Origin of the sequence: Stenotrophomonas africana (assembly GCF_013004645.1) — a bacterium.
GTDB classification, from domain to species: Bacteria; Pseudomonadota; Gammaproteobacteria; order Xanthomonadales; family Xanthomonadaceae; genus Stenotrophomonas; species Stenotrophomonas africana.
In genome coordinates, this window is the sequence record NZ_JABEME010000005.1 from 144,382 (window position 1) to 163,283 (window position 18,902).

The window sequence follows — 18,902 nt, forward strand, 5'->3', positions numbered from 1 at the left end:
TCCTCCCCCGGGATCCACACATGCAACGTTTCCAACGTCCGGCGCTGGTGTTGGCCGCCTACCTCGGCACGTTTCTCGCCTCGCTGGACATCAGCATCGTCAACGTCGCGCTACCCACCCTGCAGCAGGCGTTGAGCACTGACATGGCCGGGCTGCAATGGGTGATCAATGCGTATGCGATCGCGTTGTCGGCGCTGATGCTGTCGGCAGGGCCGCTCGGGGACCGTTACGGTCATCGGCGGATGTGGTTGATCAGCGTCGCCACCTTCACTCTTGGTTCGTTGCTCTGCGCCTGTGCCAACACTCTTGCGACCCTGGTGGCTGGACGCGCAGTGCAGGGCATCGCGGGCGCATTGTTGATTCCCAGCGCCATGCCGATCCTCAGCCACGCCTTCCCAGACGCGCGACTACGCGCACGCGCGATCGGCGGCTGGTCGGCGTTCAGTGCGTTGGCCCTGGTGCTGGGCCCGCTGCTGGGCGGCGTGCTGGTGCAGCGCGCCGGATGGCCCAGCATCTTCCTGATCAACCTGCCGCTGGGCCTGCTCGCGTTGGCACTGGGCGCCTGGGGAATTCCGGAACGGCGGCATCCGCAGCACGCTGCACTGGACCCTGCCGGGCAGCTGCTTAGCATCGTCGCGCTGGGTGCGCTGAGTTACGGGCTGATCGCGATCGGCGCGCATGGCCTGCTGGCCCCGGTGACGCTGCTGGCGTTGGGCGTCGCAGCCGCTGGACTGATCCTGTTCGGCATCGTCGAACGCCGCGTGGCACGCCCACTGCTGGCGCTGGACCTGTTTGCCGACCGCCGCTTCGGCATGTTCAACCTGGCATCGTTCGTGCTGGGCTTCACTGCCTATGCCAGCCTGTTCTTCCTGTCGCTGTTCTTCCAGCAGGCGCAGGGGCACAGCGCTGCGCAGGCCGGCGCCCAGTTGGCGCCGCAGTTCCTGTTGATGGGTGTCGTCTCGCTGTTGTTCGGTCGTCTGGTCGCTTACCTCGGGCTGCATGCCGCGCTGGCGCTGGGCTACGCCCTGGCCGGGACAGCGCTGTGCGCGATGGCTACGTTTGAACCGGCTACTTCACGTGCCTATGCCAGTGCTGTACTGGTGCTGCTTGGCGTTGGAATGGGGCTGGCAGTGCCGGCGACCGGCATGGCCGTCATGGCCAGCGCGCCGGTCGAGCGCGCGGGTATCGCTTCAGCCACGATGAACGCATTGCGCCAGGCAGGCATGAGCCTGGGCATCGCGCTGCTGGGCAGCCTGATGGGCCAGCGCGCCGTACAACAGTTCGCTACTTCCGCACAGGCGGCCGGGCAGCGGGGGCTGGTGGCACAGGCGCGCGAAATGATCCTGCAACCGAGCTCGATGCACGCCACGCCGCAGATGCTGGCGTGGTATCGCAGTGCGATGGCCAGTGGTTTCGGCTGGGCGATGGCGGTGGCCGGTGCGCTGGCCCTGCTTGTGGCGCTGGGTCTGTATCGGCAGCGCGCACCGGCCTGACGCGCGGCATTCAGCCCTGCTGGCGTTGCGGGCCCTCTGTCGTGCGTTCGGTCTCCTGTTGCTGCTGTTGCTGCTGGCGCGCATTGGCGTGGCGAGCGTGTCCACCTTCACGACCGATCGCGGCCATGTGCTGGCGGTTGCGGCTGATCGCCTCGCCGCCCTTGCGGCCTGCGACACGTGCTTCGGCCGGACTGAATTCGTGCGCGTTGCCGGAGGCGTGCGCGGCCCGCCCGCCCTTGGCAGCGATCGCGCGCTGCTTGTCCTGGTCCATTGATGCGAAGCCCCGGTTGGAGCTGCGCGGGTTCTGCTCAGTCATGTGAAATCTCCTGCAGTGTGGACGCCGCCTTCGTAGACGACAGCATCCATGCTTGGCCATCGCACGCTAAGTCCAGGTCGCCATCTTCGCCACAGCTTTCACGCGACCTGCGCACGGGGCTGATGGCGCAGCCATTCAGGCGGGTGGCGCAACCCGTAAGCGCTTTCGCTCAACCGAGGTCACCGCCGCTGTTGATAGCATGCGCAACAACGCCACTCGGCTGGCCACGACAGGGACGTAGAACATGAACAGGATTGGAGTGATCGTATTGCTGGCCTGTGCCGCCCCCGTCCATGCAGCCAGCCCCCTGTTGTCCGGCAGCTTTGTCCACGTCGGCTATTCGGCCACCGACGAACAACTGCCGGCATCGCAGTTGCCGCTGTTCCTGGATGAGCTGCAGGACCTGGGCAACGACACGATCATCCTCGGTCAGCTGCGTGCCACCCGTGCTGGCGTGGGATGCGCCAGCGGCGTGCAGGATTTCGAATGGATTGCCGGCTTTCCCGGCAAGCTCGGCACTGTGCTCGACGCGGCAGCCGCGCGCGGCATGAAGGTCGTGGTCGGCACCACCTACAGCTCGGGGCAGTGCGCCACCTTCTGGCAAGGCCAGAACGCAACGGCCGTGGCACAGGATGCGGCGCAGTCGCTGGCCCAGCTTGGCCAGCAGTACGGATCGCATCCGGCGTTCGCAGGCTGGTACATCACCGACGAACCGGCACAGGTGCCGGCTGATCGCGCGCCGTTCTACCGCGCGATCGTGGCGGCGCTCAAAGGCAGTACACCTTCGCGGCCGGTGATGGCGGCACCCTACCTTGCGTCATCCAGCGTTGATCCGGCCAGCGTGGGCCGGGCTGCTGTGCAGTTCCGTACGGCCACCGGCGTGGATGTGCAGATCTGGCAGGATGGCATCGGTGCCGCCTCGCATGCCCGATTGTTCCAGTGGGATCACGCCGGCCATTCCACCGAGGCGTATTACGAGGCGCTGTCGGCGGCGCTGGGTGCCAGCGGCCTGTGGGCCGACATCGAACTGTTCAACCATGGCAGTCCCTTGTTCCTGGACACCGGCAATGGACTGTCCGGCGCCTATCGTCCGGCCTCGGTACAGCGCATCAACCAGCAGTTGTGGAGTGCGCGCTCGGCCGGCAAGCGCGTTGCCTGGCTCAACCAGTACCACATGTCCGAGGTGGTCGACCCCGGCCAGGGCTATGGCGAATCGCCGCGGCTGATGAACACCTATCGCGGGTTGTATGGCCTCGGTGCGTCCTACAGTGTCGATCCGGTGCAGACCACCTACAGCTACAGCGTGGCGCCAGATGCGAACTATCCCGACAGCAGCGGCCACGAGCTGTTTGATCGCCGCGTGGGAGATCCGCGCAATCCGATGGATGCCGGCTGGGTGGGCGTGCATGGCAACGTCAGCATCACCATCGACCTGGGCCAACGCAGGCGGGTGGACTGGATCGGCCTGCATACGATGACCCGCCCGGCGTGGGGCATCGTCACGCCGACGTCGGTGGAGGTGATGTGTGCTGAGCCGGGAACTGCCGCAACCCGCATCGGCGTGCTGTCGGCACCATTCACCCAGGCCGGGCTGAGCGGTTCGACCGAAGAGGAATACGTGCTGGGCAATGCCGCGCCGCTGGCCGCGCAGTGCCGCACGCTTGAGCTGCGGTTGGCCAATGGCAGCTGGACCTTCCTCAGTGAAATCGAGATGGCAGCCGAGCAGTAGCGCCTCAGCGCTGGGGTGTGTCGCGCAGTCGCTGCGCGAACGGCCGCTGCTCAAGCGCCTGCAGTGCGTCGCGCAGCACCTGCTCCAACGGCTGTCCAAGATCGGCATCGAGGCTGCGCGCCGCGCGCGCCGTGGCTTGCCATTGCGCCTGCAGCGCCGGCAACGCCTGCAGCGCGCGCGGGCTCAACTGCAGGATGCGCTCGCGGCTGTCTTCACCGACCGCAGCGTGCAGCCAACCGTCGCGCACCATCGCTGAAACCGTCTGGCTGAGCGCCGAATGGCTGAGTCCGCAGGCCAGTGCCAGGTCCTTGATGCGGCAGGGGCCCTGCGCCATCAGCGTGCGCAGCACCGGGGTGTAGCGCGGCCGGTAGTCCAGCTTCAGGTCGCGGTAGGCCTGCTCGACCGCCGGGTCGAGCTGGTCGAGCAGGGCCCGCAGCAGCGTTCCCAAGGTGGCGTGTTGGAGATCCATGGTGGCGATGATATATAAGCACTTACATATCATCAACGGGGGTGCGGTCATGGCGGTTTCGTGGATGCTGGGCGCGCTGCTGGCGGCGTCCTGCCCGGCCCAGGACGCGGTGCTGCAGGCGGCGGCCACGGCGATACAGGCGCAGTACCTGGACGTGGCCGAGGGCGCGCGCATTGCCGAGGCGGTGCGCGGCTGGTCCAGCCAGCAGCGCTATGTGGACAGCTGCGCGGACCCGAAGGCGTTCAGCGCACGCCTGAACCAGGATCTGGACGTGTTCGATGGCCACTTCCATGTCGAGCGGGTGGATGTCAGCGGCGGCCAGGACGACTGGCTGATGGCCTGGCGCGCGGATGCGCGCAGCACGGGTGCGGGCGTGCGCGAGGTGCGGGTGCTGGAGGGCAATATCGGTTACCTGCGCCTGAGCACCTTCTATCCGCTCGATCTGGCCCGGCCGAAGCTGGCCGCAGCTTTCACCCTGCTGGCCGACACCGATGGCCTGGTGCTGGACCTGCGCCAGAACGGGGGGGGCGATGAAGGCAGTGCGGACCTGCTGGTGCGTACCCTGCTGGAGTTGGATGTCACCGCAGTGCAGGTGCTGGAGCAACGTGGACGGCGTACCCCCGCGCCACTGCCGCCAGCGAGCCTTTCGCCGTACCTGAAGCCGTTGGTGATCCTGACCGACCGCCGCACCGGATCGGCTGCTGAATTTGTCGCGTACTCGCTGCAGGCGCAGGGGCGGGCACGTGTCGTTGGTAGTCGGAGCGGGGGCGCGGCACATATGTTCGATGATCCTGTGCTGCTGCCGGATGGCTATCAGATCAGCATTCCCGACCGGCAGCCGATCAACCTGCGTACCGGTACCAACTGGGAACGTACTGGTGTCACGCCCGATGCAGCAGGCGGTGACGATCCGCTGTTCGTCGCGCGGCAGTTGCTGGCCCGATCCGCATTGCAGAAATGAACGCACAATTGCAACCGCGCCCTATCGCAGACGACATGCTGCATGCCTAGAATCGAAGCATCCCGGTAGTTCCCGGGCGCTTCGAGTGAATGGACTCAATGAAGATTCTGTTGACCGGCAGTTCCGGGCGGATCGGGCGTGCGATCTTCGGCGCGTTGGCGGCGGCCCATGAAGTGGTGGGGTTGGATCGCAGTCCGTTCGCCACTACGCGCATCATCGCCGATGTCACCGACCGTCATGCGGTCACGCGGGCGGTGCAGGGCGTCGACGCGGTCATCCATGCTGCGGCGCTGCACGCCCCGCACGTCGGGCTGGTGCCGGATGCGGTGTTCCAGCAGATCAATGTGGACGCCACCGCGCACCTGCTGCAGGCGGCACGCGAGGCCGGTGCACGGCGCTTCGTGCTGACCAGCACCACCGCGCTCTATGGTCACGCGGTGGTGGCCGGCGGCTGCCGCTGGATCGACGAGGACACCGAACCCCTGCCGCGCACCATCTACCATCGCAGCAAGCTGCAGGCAGAGGCGTTGGCTGAAGCTGCCGCCGCGCCGGGCTTCAGCGTGCGCGTGCTGCGCATGGCCCGCTGCTTCCCCGAGCCACCGGAGCGGATGGCGATGTTCCGCCTGCACCGTGGCATCGACGCGCGCGACGTGGCCAGCGCGCACGCCGCGCTGCTGCACGATGAGGGCGCGGCCTTCGCGCGCTACATTGCCTGCGCACCGACGCCGTTCCAGCGCGAGGACTGCCTGGAACTGGCGACCCAGCCGCGCAACGTGCTGGCCCGTCGCGCGCCACAGCTGCTGGCCGAGTTCGAGCGCCGCCGCTGGCCGTTGCCGCTCAGCATCGATCGCGTCTACGACAGCGCCCGTATGCGCAGGACGTTGGGCTGGCAGCCGCGCTTTGGCCCGGACGATGTCCTGCAGCAGTACGCCGCTGGCAGCATCGAAGTTCTGCCGCGGGCGCAATGGATCAAGGACCGCGTGGCCGAATAGGGCGGCAACGGGGCGGGTTCCTGACCCGACCCTGAGCAGGTTCAGGAATGTGCAGGCCCGCCGCCTCAACCTCGTTGGCAGGCGGCCGCTAACCCGGTGCGCTTCCAGTGCCGGGCACGACCCGGCGGCCGGTGGCCTGCGCGATGGATCGCGCGCCTGCGCGGTGCCTTCGCGGCGCCGGTCGTCCTGAACTGCCTTGCGGACCTTTCCATGCCTCCTTCCCGCTCCGCCGCTGCCCGCCGCCCGGGCAGCATTGCCCACAAGCTGATGCTGGGCACCGCTGTGATCGCACTGCTGTGCTTCGGCCTGACCGCATTCCTGATCTACCGACAGGCCAGCGCCAGTCTGATCAGCGCCTCGCGCCAGACCATGACCAGCGAGGCCAACGCCGAAGCGCGCCAGGTCTCGGCCGACCTGGGCACCGCCTTCGCCAGCAACGATGCCATGGTCGAGACCGTGCTCGCCCAGCGCGCGCGCGGTGACGTGCCCGATCGCGCCAGCCTGGCGGCAGTGCTTGGCGAACAGCTGCGTACCCACCCGGAGTGGCTGGGCAAGAGCACCATGTGGGAGGCCGATGCCTTCGACGGCAAGGATGCAGAGTTCGTCAACACCGAAGCGCACGATGCTACCGGTCGTTACATGAGCTACTGGGCCTGGCACGACGGCAAGCCGCAGCAGTCGACGATGACCGACTACACCGAGACCGCCAGCGGTTCGGGTGACTGGTACATGGTGCCCAGCCGCGACAAGCTGCCGAAGGTCAGCGAACCCTATGCCTATGACATCGCCGGGCAGCAGGTGCTGATGAGTACGCTGAGCACGCCGATCATCGAGAACGGCAGGTTCCTTGGCGTGTTCACCGTGGACTTTTCGCTGGCAGCGCTGCAGAAGCACCTGGCCACGTTGAAGCCGATGGGGGCCGGCCGCGTCGAACTACTGTCGCCGAAGGGCGTGGTGCTGGCTTCGGCCAATGCCGCCGAGATCGGCAAGCCGCGCAACGATGCATTGACCCGCAGCATGCTGGCCGACATCGCCGCCGATCGTCCGTTCGAGGCCTTCAGCCCCGATGCGGCCGGCAATGTGCGCGTGTATGTGCCGCTGCGCGTGGGCGACGCCCCTCAGCGCTTCGCGCTGGGCGTGGTGATGCCGCATGCGGTGATCGTGGCCGAGGCGCGCCAGCTTCTGTGGCTGACCCTGCTGGTTGGCGTGGTGGCCGCGCTGACGCTGAGTGCCGGTGTCTATGTGCTGCTGCGCCGGTTGGCGATCCGCCCGTTGGCCGAAGCCGTGCGTGTGGCCGGCGATGTCGCCGCGGGCAAGCTGGACAGCACCCTGCCGGCACGCAGCGACGATGAAGTGGGGCGTTTGCTGGAAGCGATGCAGGGCATGCGCGGCCAGCTGCAGGCGGTGATGGCTGCGCAGGCGGAGATGGCGCGCCGCCACGATGCCGGAGAGCTCAGCTACCGCATGGATGCCTCAGCGTTCCCCGGCGAATACGGTCGCATGGTGGCCGACAGCAACCAGTTGGTGGCGTCCAGCAATGCAGTCACCCAGCGCTTGGTTGAAGTGATGCAGCGCTACGCCGTGGGCGACCTCAGCGTGGACATGGAAGCGCTGCCGGGCGAGAAGGCGGTCTTCACCGCTGCAATGGCCACCACCAAGAGCAACCTGGCCGCGATCAATGAGCAGATCCAGCAGTTGGCCGCAGCCGCCGCCGCCGGTGATTTCGCGGTGCGCGGCGACACGCTGCGCTTCGACTACGACTTCCGCCGCATGGTGGAAACCCTCAACACCATGATGCAGGTCAGCGACCATAACCTGGCCGAGCTGTCGACGCTGCTGCGCGCGATCGCCGCAGGCGACCTCAGCGCGCGCATGCAGGGCGACTTCCACGGCGTGTTCGCGGTGATGCGCGACGACGCCAACAGCACCGTGCAGCAGCTGACCCAGATCGTCGGACAGATCCAGCAGTCGGCGGCCAGCATCCGGCTGGCGGCGGGTGAGATTGCCGCGGGCAACAGTGACCTGTCGCGCCGCACCGAGCAGCAGGCGGCAAACCTGGAAGAGACCGCGGCCTCGATGGAGGAGCTGACCTCCACGGTGCGCCAGAATGCAGACCATGCGCTGCAGGCCAATACCCTGGCCGGTTCCGCGGCCGGAGTGGCCAGCGAAGGCGGCCAAGTGGTCAGCCAGGTGGTGCAGACCATGGAGCAGATCGAAGCCTCTTCGCAGCGCATTGCCGAGATCATTTCGGTGATCGATGGCATCGCGTTCCAGACCAACATCCTGGCGTTGAACGCGGCGGTGGAAGCGGCGCGTGCCGGTGAGCAGGGCCGTGGCTTCGCCGTGGTCGCCAGCGAAGTGCGCGCGCTGGCACAGCGCTCGGCGGGCGCTGCGAAGGAAATCAAGGCGCTGATCGACGCCTCGGTGGCGCAGGTCGGTGCCGGTGCGCAGCTGGTGCACGGCGCGGGCCGCACCATGCAGGAGATCGTGGGTCAGGTCGGTCGGGTCAACGAGATCATGGCCGAGATCTCGGCCGCATCACGCGAGCAGTCGGCCGGCATCGAGCAGGTCAACCAGACCGTGGTGCAGATGGACGAAACCACCCAGCAGAACGCCGCGCTGGTGGAGGAAGCCAGTGCCGCCGCGCGGGCGATGGAAGAACAGGCCGAGCAGCTGGCGGTGGCGGTCTCGCGCTTCCGTCTGCACGCCGAACCGGCAGCCGTGGCACGCCGCGCGGCCTGACCCCGCAAACGAAGACGCCCGGCGGGAGCCGGGCGTCGATTGCATCCTTGCCGCGCATCCCTGCGCAGTTCTGAGGGCTCAGAACATGCCTTCAAACGGGTTCCAGCTGGCGCGTCCTTCCACCTTCTCCAGGTAATAGCTGTAGTTGGTGCTGGAGGCGACCAGCAGGTTCATGGCGATGAACAGCATCCGCCCCACGACGTCCGGAAGGAACATGGAGACGATGGCCAGCACGATGTTGATGCCGATCAGCACCAGTGCCTTGCGCCACATGCCCAGGATAAACAGGTAGATGGCGCCGAAGAACAACGCAAAGAAGTTCAGGTTGATCTTCAGGCGGTCACCGAAGGACAGCGCCTTCCAGGCCTGCTTGAAGCCGGGATTCTTGGGGGCGCCGTGCTGGCGGAAGAAGTTGAAGCGGAACTGCCACTTCGGGCTGAACTGGGACAGGTCAGTGGTATTCATGGGAAACATCCCTGTTGGAAAACGTTTTCATGATAGGGCAAGTCCTATTCAGGATCCAAGCTTCGGCGTCAAAAATGTGACGCCTGCCGTGTTCCACGTGGTGTGGTGGGGCGCCGCACCGTCACCCATCCGCCTTGTTTTTAGGATAGGGTGCGCAGTTCCGCCGCCGCCCCTGCTGGATCTGGGTGGCAGCGGGATGTCCATGGAGGTTGCATGACCACACCTGCTACACCGGAAAACGCACCGGGACCGGTGCTCCTGCCGACACCTGAAGTGGTGCAGGCACAACAACTGCTCGCTCGCCAGCAACTGGCGGTGGCGATGGACCGTGCGCGCACGGCCGCCACGCAGGATGCGGCACCGGCCGCGCTGCAAAGCGAGTAATCCACAACACGGCCGATCGCGCTGGCCAGCCGCCAGCGCGATCGCGGCGCGCGCCGGCGGTCAGAACCGCGCGGTCATGCTCAGGAAATAGCTGCGTCCGGCCACGAAGTAGTCGGTGGAGCCTTCGGCATACAGCTTCTTGTCGGCCAGGTTGCTGACGCCGCCGCGCAGGGTCAGCACCTCGTTGACGTTCCATGCCGCGGTCAGGTCATACAGGGTGTAGGCCTTGAGGAACGTCGTGGCGGTGCCGGTCTGCTTGCCGGTGTACTGCGCCGACAGGCTGCTGGAAAACACCGTGTTGGGCGCCCAGTCCAGCGACGAGTAGCCGGAGAATTCCGGCGTATCGATCAGATTCCTGCCGGTGGTCAGGTTCTTGGCCTCCTTCATCCAGGTGGCCGAAGTGCGCCAGCGCCAGTGCTCGCCGAAACGGAAGTTGAGGTTGCCTTCCATGCCGCTGGTACGGGCGCGCTGCACGTTGCTCATGCGCGTCCACCAGATGCCGTTGAACCGGCCCAGCGGCGCGTACTCGATCTTGTTCCTGAAGTCGGTATGGAAGTAGGTCAGGCCCGCATCGACCAGGTCGTTGTCGAAGCTGATGCCGATCTCGCGGTTGGTGCTGGTTTCCGGGTCAAGGTCCGGGTTGCCGGCCATGTAGCAGCCGCCGCGGGTATAGCCGAACGGGATCAGCGAAGTGCAGCCGCGGCCGCCGGACTGGGTGGCCGCGCTGGGCGAATTCTCGGTCAGGCTGGGCGCGCGGAAGCCTTTGGAAACGCCACCGCGGATCGTCCACTGCTCGGCCGGATGCCAGACCAGGTAGGCTCGCGGGCTGACGTGGCCGCCGAACGTCTCATGGTGGTCCAGGCGTGCGCCCAGCGTCAGCGCCAGGGTGCGGTGCAGCTTCAGTTCGTCCTCGACGAACAGCGCCCAGGTATCGACCTCCAGGTCCGAGCCACTGACCGCGTTGCCGGCGTAGTCGATCGGCGCGCGGCCGATGGTGTCGGTGTTGGTCAGCTCCTGACGCTTCCACTGGCCGCCCACGGCGAACTGGTGTTCAACGCCAAGGGTGAAGGGCGTGGTCAGGCTGCCTTCGATGATCGTATCGGTGGCCTCGGAACGGCCGGTGGCACCGATGTCGTTCCTGTACTCGGTCCAGTAGGCGCTGAGCTTCGAGTTGCCGAAACGCCACTTGCCATCGTGGCTGAGTGCCAGCGAGCTGCGCTTGAGTTCACTGGCACCCCAGGCGCCTTCGTCCTGCCTCTCCAGCGATGCATCGATGAAGGCCTGCTGCACGCCGTGGCCGGCTTCCAGCGACAGTCCCTGCGCATCGCTGAGCTTCCACTGCAGCAGCGCGTCGACATTGCGGTCCTTCTCGCCGGCGTAGGCGTTGCCGTAGACACCGCCGTTGGAGCGGTCCGAGTCGCGGCGCATGCTGTTGGCGCCGATGCGCAGCCCGAAGCGCTCGCCGAGCGGGCCGGAGAACGTCGCGCCGACCTGCTGGGTATCCCCGCGCTTGCCGTCGCCCGGGCGGGTGTAGCTGTGGGTGGCGCTGCCGTTCCAGTCATCGCCAATGCGCTTGGTGATGATGTTGATCACGCCGCCCATCGCGTCAGAGCCATACAGCGACGACATCGGGCCGCGCACCACCTCGATGCGTTCGATCTGGTCGGGAGAGATCCAGTTCAGGTCCTGGCGGCCCAGGTCGGGACGGTAGTTGGTGGAGGCAGAACTGCCCATGCGCTTGCCGTCCACCAGCACCAGCGTGTAATTGGAGGGCATGCCGCGCAGCTTGATCTTGGACTGTTCGCCTGCGGCGCTGAGGCCGCCGGTCACGCCCGGCACGCGGCTGAGCAGAGTGGCCAGGTCGTGCACCGGTTGGCGCTCGATGTCCTCGCGGCTGATCACGCTGATGCTGGCCGGCGCATCCTTGATCCATTGCTGGGTGCCCGAGGCGGTGACCACCACGGTATCCAGATCCTTGGTGGAGGCATCGGCGCTGGCCTCAGCGGCAGCCAGGCCGGGCAGGGCCAGCAGGCAGGCAGCGGCCAGGGCAGTGGCCAGGCGGGTACGCGGCAGGCGCGCGGAGCGGAGAGGGTACGGCAGGGACATGACGGCTTCCATGGGAGAGAGAAGGGACCCGGTGGAAGCAGCAGGTGCAGCGGACAGCAGGCAGCCCCTTCCCTGGGTCGTCGGCGCGCGGTGTGTACGGCGCAGCTGGGTGGGTCTGTGCCGTGCGGAAGACGGTGACCTGCCTGGTTAATGAAATGATAACCGTTCGCGTTTGTTACGATCCAGTACCCCCGGTGACGAAGTGACAACCTCCTGCGCCGCCACGGCACGCCTGCTGTTTGCTGAATGGGGATAAATCCCGGCGTAGACCTTCGCACGCGGCTTACATCCGGCGCCCTAGACTGGGCCGCATTTTCGATTCCGCCCCGTTGGAGATCGTGTGGGTTCCGGTAGTGACAGACATCGACTGTGTGGCCCAGCGCCGACACAGCCAGGACAAGTGCGGGCGCCGGGAAGGCGCGCCGGGAACCTTCGTGCATGCAGCCCGGCCGGGACGGCCGGCCGTGCCGATCGTGGGGAGTAAGCGGTGATGGGGGGGCAAACCATCCACGCAGGCGCGGAGGCACCCGGGCTCGACGCCGGGTGGGCGCTGTTGCCTGCCGAGTCGCCGCTGCAGATGCCCGAGCAGACCCTGCGCGCAGGCGAACTGAAGGTCCGCCGTCACCGCACCTCGCCGCGGCTGATCGGCCTGCGCCGGTTCTATATCTTCGGCGGCACGCTGGCGATGACCGCCATCGCCACCCGGATGATGTGGCGGGTGCTGTCGGCCAATGGCATCAGCGTGCTCGAAGCCTGCCTGCTGGTCCTGTTTGTCGGCCTGTTCGCCTGGATCGCGCTGTCTTTCGCCAGCGCCCTGGCCGGCTTCCTGACCGCCGTGTTCGATCGTGGCTACCGCCTCGGCATCGACCCGGACAAGCCGCTGCCAACCGTGCACAGCCGCACCGCGCTGCTGATGCCGACCTACAACGAAGACCCGCGTCGCCTGTTGGCCGGCCTGCAGGCCATCTACGAATCAGTGGCCGCCACCGGCCAGCTGGAGCGCTTCGACTTCTTCGTGCTCAGCGACACCCGCCGCGAGGACATCGCGCGCGCCGAGGAACAGGTGTTCGCCGAGCTGCGCGATCGCGTACCGGACGGCCGGGCGCGGCTGTTCTATCGCCGCCGTGGCGACAACAGCGGGCGCAAGGCCGGCAACATCGCCGACTGGGTCCGCCGCTTCGGTGGGGCCTACCCGCAGATGCTGATCCTCGACGCCGACAGCCTGATGACCGGCGACAGCATCGTGCGCCTGGTGGCCGGCATGGAACACAACGCCGATGTCGGCCTGATCCAGACGCTGCCGTCGGTGATTGGTGGCCGCACCCTGTTCGCCCGCATGCAGCAGTTCGGCGGCCGCGTGTACGGCCCGGTGATCGCCCGTGGCGTGGCCTGGTGGCATGGCGCCGAGAGCAACTACTGGGGCCACAACGCGATCATCCGCACCCGTGCCTTTGCCGACCACGCCGGCCTGCCGGCGCTGCCGGGGCGCAAGCCGTTCGGCGGCCACGTGCTCAGCCATGATTTCGTCGAAGCGGCACTGATGCGCCGCGGCGGCTGGGCCGCGCACATGGTGCCGTACCTCGGCGGCAGCTACGAGGAAGGGCCGCCGACCTTGACCGATCTGCTGGTGCGCGACCGCCGCTGGTGCCAGGGCAACCTGCAGCATGGCAAGGTGGTCGGCAGCCGTGGCCTGCACTGGATCAGCCGCACCCACATGCTGATCGGCATCGGCCATTACTTCACCGCGCCGATGTGGGCGATGCTGATGTTGATCGGCATCGCCATTCCGCTGTTCCAGGAGGGCATCGATTTCAATGCCCTGCTGCACCTGTCACCGAGCGTGTACTGGCGCGCCCAGGATGAGGAGCAGGTGGTGCGCCTGTTCGCGGCGACCATGGCGGTGCTGCTGCTGCCCAAGGTGCTGGGCTACCTGGCGATGCTGCTGGACCCGGTCGACCGTCGTGGCTGCGGTGGTGCGATCCGCGCGTTCGTCTCGATGCTGGTGGAAACCGTACTGGCCGCGCTGATGGCACCGGTGGTGATGTACGTGCAGTCGCGGGGTGTCGCAGAAGTATTGTCCGGCCGCGATTCCGGCTGGGATGCGCAGCAGCGTGACGACGGCGGCATTTCGTGGATGGCACTGATCCGTGGCTACGGCGGTCTGGGCGTGTTCGGTGCCTTCATGGGCGTGCTGGCCTGGGCGGTGTCGCCGTCGCTGGCAGCCTGGATGGCGCCGGTGGTGATCGGCATGGTGCTGGCGGTGCCGGTGGTGGCGCTGACCTCCTCGCGCGGTCCGGGTGCCTTCCTGCACCGTCTTGGGCTGCTCGATATCCCCGAGGAGAACATCCCGCCGCCGGTGCTGGTGCGTGCGGCACAACTGCGCCGGGAAGCCGCCGAGCAACCGCCGCTGTACTGATCCGCCTGCGCCAGCGGCATAATGCGGCTCGAACTTGAAGGAGCCGCATCATGCTGCAAACGGTGGAACAGGAAACCGGCGCCTCGCCGCAGTGGTCGGTGCTCTGGCTGCACGGCCTCGGTGCCGACGGCCATGACTTCGCGCCGATCGTGCCGGAACTGGTGCGCCCGCACTGGCCGGCGCTGCGCTTCGTGTTCCCGCATGCACCGGTGCGGCCGATCACGATCAACAACGGCGTGCCGATGCGTGGCTGGTACGACATCGTCGGCATGGATTTCCGTTCGCGTGCCGACATGGCCGGCGTGCAGGAGTCGGTGGTGCAGCTGGATGCACTGATCGCCCGCGAGATCGAGCGTGGCATCGCGCCGGAAAGGATCTTCCTGGCAGGTTTTTCGCAGGGCGGCGCGATCATCCTGACCGCCGCGCTGTCGCGCACTGCGCCGCTGGCCGGTCTGATTGCGTTGTCCACCTACCTGCCCGAAGCTGAAGGCGCCAAGCGCGTTGACGGTGCCGTGCAGGTGCCGGTATTCATGGCCCATGGCAGCAGCGACCCGGTGATTCCACAGGCGGTGGCCGTACACAGCGCGCAGGCGTTGCAGGCGCTGGGCCTGGATGTGGAATGGCACAGCTACCCGATGGCCCACCAGGTCTGCGCCGAAGAGATCCAGGCGCTGGGTGACTGGCTGCAGGAACGGCTGGGCGTCGCCTGAGCCATGCCCCCGGGCAGCACACCGCCGTGGATGCCGGAACTGTGCCGCCTGCCGCGGCTGGCGGCGATGCTCGGCCTGGCCGAGCTGGTGGTGGTAGTGCTGGCGCTGGCGCCCGATGGCAGCCGTCACTGGACCTTCGGCGAACTGTTGTCGGCCAGTGGCTTCGCGTTGTGGCTTGCGCTGGCAGTGACCGCCAGCCTGTGCCTGCTGCGGCAGGCGCTGTCGAGGCTGCCGCAGCTGCTGGGGGCCGTCACGGCGATCACGCTGGCGACCCTGATCGCGGTGATCTGCGCCGGCATCGTGCATGCGCTGTACGCGGTGCTGGGGGACAACTTTGCTCGGGGAATCAGCTTCTGGCGCTTCACGCTCGGCAGCGCGGCCACCACCGCGCTGATCACCGCGCTGGCCCTGCGCTATTTCTACGTGAGCGACCGCTGGGCCGCGCAGGTGCAGGCCAATGCCCGTGCCCAAGCCGACGCGCTGCAGGCGCGGATCCGTCCGCATTTCCTGTTCAACAGCATGAACCTGATCGCCAGTCTGCTGCATCGCGACCCGGCTGTGGCCGAACGTGCGGTGCTCGATCTGTCCGATCTGTTCCGTGCCGCGCTGGGTGCCGGCGAGGGCGATTCCACCCTGCGCGACGAATGCGAGCTGGCCGAGCGCTACCTGTCGATCGAATCGCTGCGCCTGGGCGAGCGCCTGCAGGTGCGCTGGCAGCGCGACGAGCCGCTGCCGTGGGACCTGCCATTGCCGCGGCTGGTGCTGCAGCCGCTGGTGGAGAACGCCGTGCTGCACGGCATCTCGCGCCTGCCCGAAGGCGGCACCATCGAGCTGCAGCTGGCGCGCGAGGGCAATGAGCTGCAGATCCGCGTGCGCAATCCGGCGCCAGACCCGCAGGCACCCGGGCTGGCCCTGGCGCGCGGTGCCGGCCATGCCCAGCACAGCATCGGCCATCGGCTGGCCTGGCGCTTCGGCAGCGCCGCCCGGATGACGGCTGGCTGGAGCGAGGGCTACTATGCCTGCCAGGTGACAGTGCCGATCCAGTGAGGGGACGATCGTGAGGGTAGTCATCGCCGATGACGAACCGCTGGCGCGTGAGCGCCTGCGCAGCCTGTTGGCCGCGCAGGACGGCGTGGATGTGGTGGCCGAGGCCGGCAATGGCGAGCAGGCCCTGCACGCGTGCGCGGAGCTGCAGCCGGACCTGGTCCTGCTGGATATCGCCATGCCTGGGCTGGATGGCCTGGAAGCCGCCCGTCACCTGGCCAGCTTCGAACCGCGCCCGGCGGTGGTGTTCTGCACTGCCTACGACGCGCATGCACTGTCGGCGTTCGAGGCCGCAGCGATCGACTACCTGATGAAGCCGGTGCGCGCCGAACGCCTGGCAGCGGCGATTGCGCGTGCACGCACGTTCCTGGCCGGCCGCGACGGCCACCCGCAGGAACACAGCGGGCAGCAGGCCCGCAGCATGCTGTGCGCGCGCCTGCGTGGCAGCCTGCGGCTGATTCCGCTGGACGACATCCATTACCTGCAGGCCGAAGAGAAGTACGTGGTAGTACACCACGCGCGCGGCGAGGACCTGATCGAGGAATCGCTGAAGTCGCTGGAAGAAGAGTTCGCCAGCCGCTTCATCCGCATCCATCGCAACTGTCTGGTGGCACGCCATGAGCTGGTGGAGCTGCGTCGTGGCACGGGCGGCCAGGTGCAGGCGATGCTGCGTCATGGCAAGCAACCGCTGGAAGTCAGCCGCCGCTGCGTGGCGACGCTGAAGCAGGAACTGCGGCATCTGTGAGTGTTCCGCGCGGCCTGCGGCCGCGACTGCTTGCGAGCAACATCGAAAGCAACAGCAACAGCAACAGCAACAGCGGGTTGGTCGGCTCTGTATTGCTGCGCGGATGGCGCAACGGTGTGGACATGCAGGGGACGCCGTGAACCCATCCATGGGGGCTTGGTCGCCGCATCCATGCGGCTCACACCCCTGCATGTCCACACCGTTCCGCCTTCGACAGATTTCAGCGTCGGACAGCAAAGGCATTGGTGTTATCGGAGGGGTAGAGAAATGTAGAGCCGAGCCACGCTCGGCTCCGAGCGAAGCGACCCGCTTCTGCTCTTTTCTTTTGATCTTCCGTGGCTGACGCACACGGAAACTGTCAGGGGCCGGGCTGTTGCTTGCACGACCACACCAGCCACGAGGGGCTCCGCCGTTGGCCGTATCCGCGCCGAAGGCGCGATAATGACCGGATGGAAACCGTCCGCATCGCCACCCGCAAGAGCCCGCTCGCCCTCTGGCAGAGCGAACACGTCGCCGACCGCCTGCGCCAGGCCCATCCCGGCCTGCATGTGGAACTGGTGCCGATGAGCACCCGCGGTGACGAGGTGCTCGACCGTTCGCTGGCCGCCATCGGTGGCAAGGGCCTGTTCCTGAAGGAACTGGAGCTGGCCATGCTGCGTGGCGAGGCCGACTGCGCCGTGCATTCGCTCAAGGACGTGCCGATGGAACTGGATACACCGTTCGCGTTGCCGGCCATGCTGACCCGCCACGATCCCGCCGATGGCTTCGTTTCCAATCTGTACGCCTCGCTGGACGCGCTGCCGATCGGCGCGCGGGTCGGGACCTCGTCGCTGCGTCGCCAGGCCCAGCTGCGCGCGCTGCGCCCGGACCTGGAGCTGCTGGACCTGCGCGGCAACGTCAACACCCGCCTGGCCAAGCTCGACAACGGCGGCTACGACGCCATCGTGCTGGCCGTGGCCGGCCTGGAGCGTCTGGGCCTGGGCGGGCGCATCGTCGCGCGCCTGCAGCCGCCGCAGTGGCTGCCGGCCCCGGCGCAGGGCGCGGTGGCAGTGGAGTGCGATGGCGGCAATGCGCGCCTGATGGCGTTGTTCGCCCCGCTTGATGACACGGCCACGCGTGCCTGCGTGGAAGCCGAGCGGGCGATGAACCGTGCGTTGCATGGCAGTTGCCATGTACCGGTTGCGGCCATCGCGCAGTGGCAGGGCGACGACCTGCACCTGCAGGGGCTGGTTGGCAGCGCCAGCGATGGCCGTGCGGTGCGTGCCGAGGCGGTGGGCCCGGCCAATGCCCCGGAAGCGCTGGGCCAGCGCGTGGCGAAGCTGCTGCTGGACGATGGCGCCGGCGAACTGCTGAACGCCTGAGCCCCGATGTCTGTAGAGCCGAGCCATGCTCGGCTGCTCTTCGCCGGGAAAATCCCGGGCTTCGCGCTCAAGTCGAGCATGGCTCGACTCTACAAAAACGAAACGGGCGCCCTCGGCGCCCGTTCTGCTTATTTGAACTTGTAGACCACGTTCATCGTGGTCAGCGTATCGGTCTTGCGCTTGTCCTCGGCCACGTCACTGTTGTAACGCGCCTGCCAGCCTGCCTTCAGCGCCAGATGCTCGTTCATGCTCACCGAAACCCCGAAGTCGTTCTGGCCGAAGGTGTTGTAGGAACCCGATTCGACCAGCAGGGTGTTGACCAGGTCGGTGTTGTCGGTCAGCGAGTACTTCATGTCGAACAGGCCGCGGCCGATCATGCCGGTGCGGGTGCGGTCGTCCTCGGCGCTGTGGGTGCGGCGCACACCAGGGCCGATCTGTGCGTCGAACGAGAAACGCTCGGTATTCCACAGGCGGGTGCCGTAACCCAGACCGAACGAGCTCTGGCGGTCGTAGGTGGCGAAGTCATCGCGCTCGGTACGCACCGTGGCCGTCAGCTGGCGGTGCTCGCCCAGCTGCAGCGCGCTGCCGGCACTGCCGGTGTAGCGGTTGGCGGTGGTGTTGTTGCGGCGGCTGGTGGAGCCGTCGTCGCGGGTCTCGATCACCTTGGAGCTGGAACGCAGGCCGGCCAGGTCCATGCTGTGCACCCAGTCGCCATCGGTGTAGCGCAGGCGCAGGCGGCCGTTGAAGCTCTCGGTGCTGCTGTTGCCGCGTGCCGAAGCGAAGCCGAGCTCGCCGCCACTGCCGCTCCACGGCGAGGACATCGCCGCCAGTTCGGAGGCATCCTGCGCATACGCAAGCGGTGCGCACAGCAGCAGGGGGATCAGCAGGGACACGCGCAGGGACATCGGGGCTTCTCCGAAGCGGTTGACAGCCGGTGATGATACTGGAAGCGTGATGGCGGTCCGAATC

The 18,902-nt window shown here is 67.3% G+C and carries 17 protein-coding genes; 12 read left to right on the top strand and 5 right to left on the bottom strand.

Annotated elements, in window-relative coordinates:
* Positions 1–20 precede the first annotated feature (20 nt).
* Positions 21–1,493 (top strand): MFS transporter, encoded by a 1,473-nt coding sequence (locus HLA98_RS11055; protein ID WP_057501630.1) that lies wholly within the window; start codon positions 21–23, stop codon positions 1,491–1,493.
* A gap of 10 nt (positions 1,494–1,503) precedes the next feature.
* Here the strand turns inward: HLA98_RS11055 and HLA98_RS11060 are convergent, their stop codons facing one another.
* Positions 1,504–1,809 (bottom strand): KGG domain-containing protein, encoded by a 306-nt coding sequence (locus HLA98_RS11060; RefSeq protein ID WP_049449091.1) that lies wholly within the window; start codon positions 1,807–1,809, stop codon positions 1,504–1,506.
* 244 nt (positions 1,810–2,053) lie between these two features.
* Here HLA98_RS11060 and HLA98_RS11065 point away from each other — a divergent pair, with 244 nt between their 5' ends.
* Complete coding sequence (locus tag HLA98_RS11065; protein ID WP_057501631.1) at positions 2,054–3,538, top strand: DUF4434 domain-containing protein; 1,485 nt, start codon at positions 2,054–2,056, stop codon at positions 3,536–3,538.
* A gap of 4 nt (positions 3,539–3,542) precedes the next feature.
* On the opposite strand, the gene HLA98_RS11070 is transcribed toward HLA98_RS11065, so the two are convergent.
* Entirely contained in the window at positions 3,543–4,007 is a 465-nt protein-coding gene (locus HLA98_RS11070; protein WP_057501632.1) for a MarR family winged helix-turn-helix transcriptional regulator, read from the bottom strand.
* A gap of 49 nt (positions 4,008–4,056) precedes the next feature.
* On the opposite strand from HLA98_RS11070, the gene HLA98_RS11075 reads away from it, so the two are divergent.
* From HLA98_RS11075 to HLA98_RS21370, 3 genes are all read left to right on the top strand, one after another.
* The gene (locus tag HLA98_RS11075; RefSeq protein ID WP_057501633.1) at positions 4,057–4,968 is read left to right on the top strand and encodes a S41 family peptidase; all 912 of its coding nucleotides are present in this window, start codon (positions 4,057–4,059) and stop codon (positions 4,966–4,968) included.
* Between the two features lie 98 nt (positions 4,969–5,066).
* Positions 5,067–5,960, top strand: coding sequence for an NAD-dependent epimerase/dehydratase family protein (locus tag HLA98_RS11080; RefSeq protein ID WP_049449098.1), 894 nt, complete (start codon positions 5,067–5,069; stop codon positions 5,958–5,960).
* Between the two features lie 210 nt (positions 5,961–6,170).
* Positions 6,171–8,702: a methyl-accepting chemotaxis protein gene (locus tag HLA98_RS21370; RefSeq protein ID WP_129550632.1), complete on the top strand. Its 2,532-nt coding sequence runs from the start codon at positions 6,171–6,173 to the stop codon at positions 8,700–8,702.
* A gap of 78 nt (positions 8,703–8,780) precedes the next feature.
* Here HLA98_RS21370 and HLA98_RS11090 read toward each other — a convergent pair whose 3' ends face one another.
* Positions 8,781–9,167 (bottom strand): DUF2628 domain-containing protein, encoded by a 387-nt coding sequence (locus HLA98_RS11090; RefSeq protein WP_057499678.1) that lies wholly within the window; start codon positions 9,165–9,167, stop codon positions 8,781–8,783.
* 213 nt (positions 9,168–9,380) lie between these two features.
* Here HLA98_RS11090 and HLA98_RS11095 point away from each other — a divergent pair, with 213 nt between their 5' ends.
* A complete protein-coding gene (locus tag HLA98_RS11095; protein WP_162838397.1) occupies positions 9,381–9,551 on the top strand; it encodes a hypothetical protein in 171 nt (56 codons plus the stop codon).
* A gap of 60 nt (positions 9,552–9,611) precedes the next feature.
* On the opposite strand, the gene HLA98_RS11100 is transcribed toward HLA98_RS11095, so the two are convergent.
* The gene (locus tag HLA98_RS11100) at positions 9,612–11,657 is read right to left on the bottom strand and encodes a TonB-dependent receptor domain-containing protein (RefSeq protein WP_057499679.1); all 2,046 of its coding nucleotides are present in this window, start codon (positions 11,655–11,657) and stop codon (positions 9,612–9,614) included.
* A 490-nt stretch (positions 11,658–12,147) separates the two neighbouring features.
* On the opposite strand from HLA98_RS11100, the gene mdoH reads away from it, so the two are divergent.
* The 6 genes from mdoH (at position 12,148) to hemC (ending at position 17,933) form a co-directional block, all read left to right on the top strand.
* Positions 12,148–14,073 carry a glucans biosynthesis glucosyltransferase MdoH gene (mdoH, locus tag HLA98_RS11105; RefSeq protein WP_057499680.1) on the top strand — a complete coding sequence of 642 codons (1,926 nt, stop codon included), beginning with the start codon at positions 12,148–12,150 and terminating at the stop codon, positions 14,071–14,073.
* Positions 14,074–14,123: 50 nt separating this feature from the next.
* Entirely contained in the window at positions 14,124–14,783 is a 660-nt protein-coding gene (locus HLA98_RS11110) for an alpha/beta hydrolase (RefSeq protein ID WP_080392828.1), read from the top strand.
* Between the two features lie 3 nt (positions 14,784–14,786).
* Entirely contained in the window at positions 14,787–15,830 is a 1,044-nt protein-coding gene (locus tag HLA98_RS11115; RefSeq protein ID WP_170272471.1) for a sensor histidine kinase, read from the top strand.
* A gap of 10 nt (positions 15,831–15,840) precedes the next feature.
* Positions 15,841–16,572 carry a LytR/AlgR family response regulator transcription factor gene (locus tag HLA98_RS11120; protein WP_057499682.1) on the top strand — a complete coding sequence of 244 codons (732 nt, stop codon included), beginning with the start codon at positions 15,841–15,843 and terminating at the stop codon, positions 16,570–16,572.
* Positions 16,569–16,712 carry a hypothetical protein gene (locus HLA98_RS11125; RefSeq protein WP_160320742.1) on the top strand — a complete coding sequence of 48 codons (144 nt, stop codon included), beginning with the start codon at positions 16,569–16,571 and terminating at the stop codon, positions 16,710–16,712. Before HLA98_RS11120 ends, HLA98_RS11125 begins: the two co-directional genes overlap by 4 nt.
* A gap of 309 nt (positions 16,713–17,021) precedes the next feature.
* Positions 17,022–17,933: a hydroxymethylbilane synthase gene (hemC, locus tag HLA98_RS11130; RefSeq protein ID WP_057500502.1), complete on the top strand. Its 912-nt coding sequence runs from the start codon at positions 17,022–17,024 to the stop codon at positions 17,931–17,933.
* Between the two features lie 128 nt (positions 17,934–18,061).
* Here hemC and HLA98_RS11135 read toward each other — a convergent pair whose 3' ends face one another.
* The gene (locus HLA98_RS11135) at positions 18,062–18,838 is read right to left on the bottom strand and encodes a DUF481 domain-containing protein (protein WP_057500503.1); all 777 of its coding nucleotides are present in this window, start codon (positions 18,836–18,838) and stop codon (positions 18,062–18,064) included.
* Positions 18,839–18,902 lie beyond the last annotated feature (64 nt).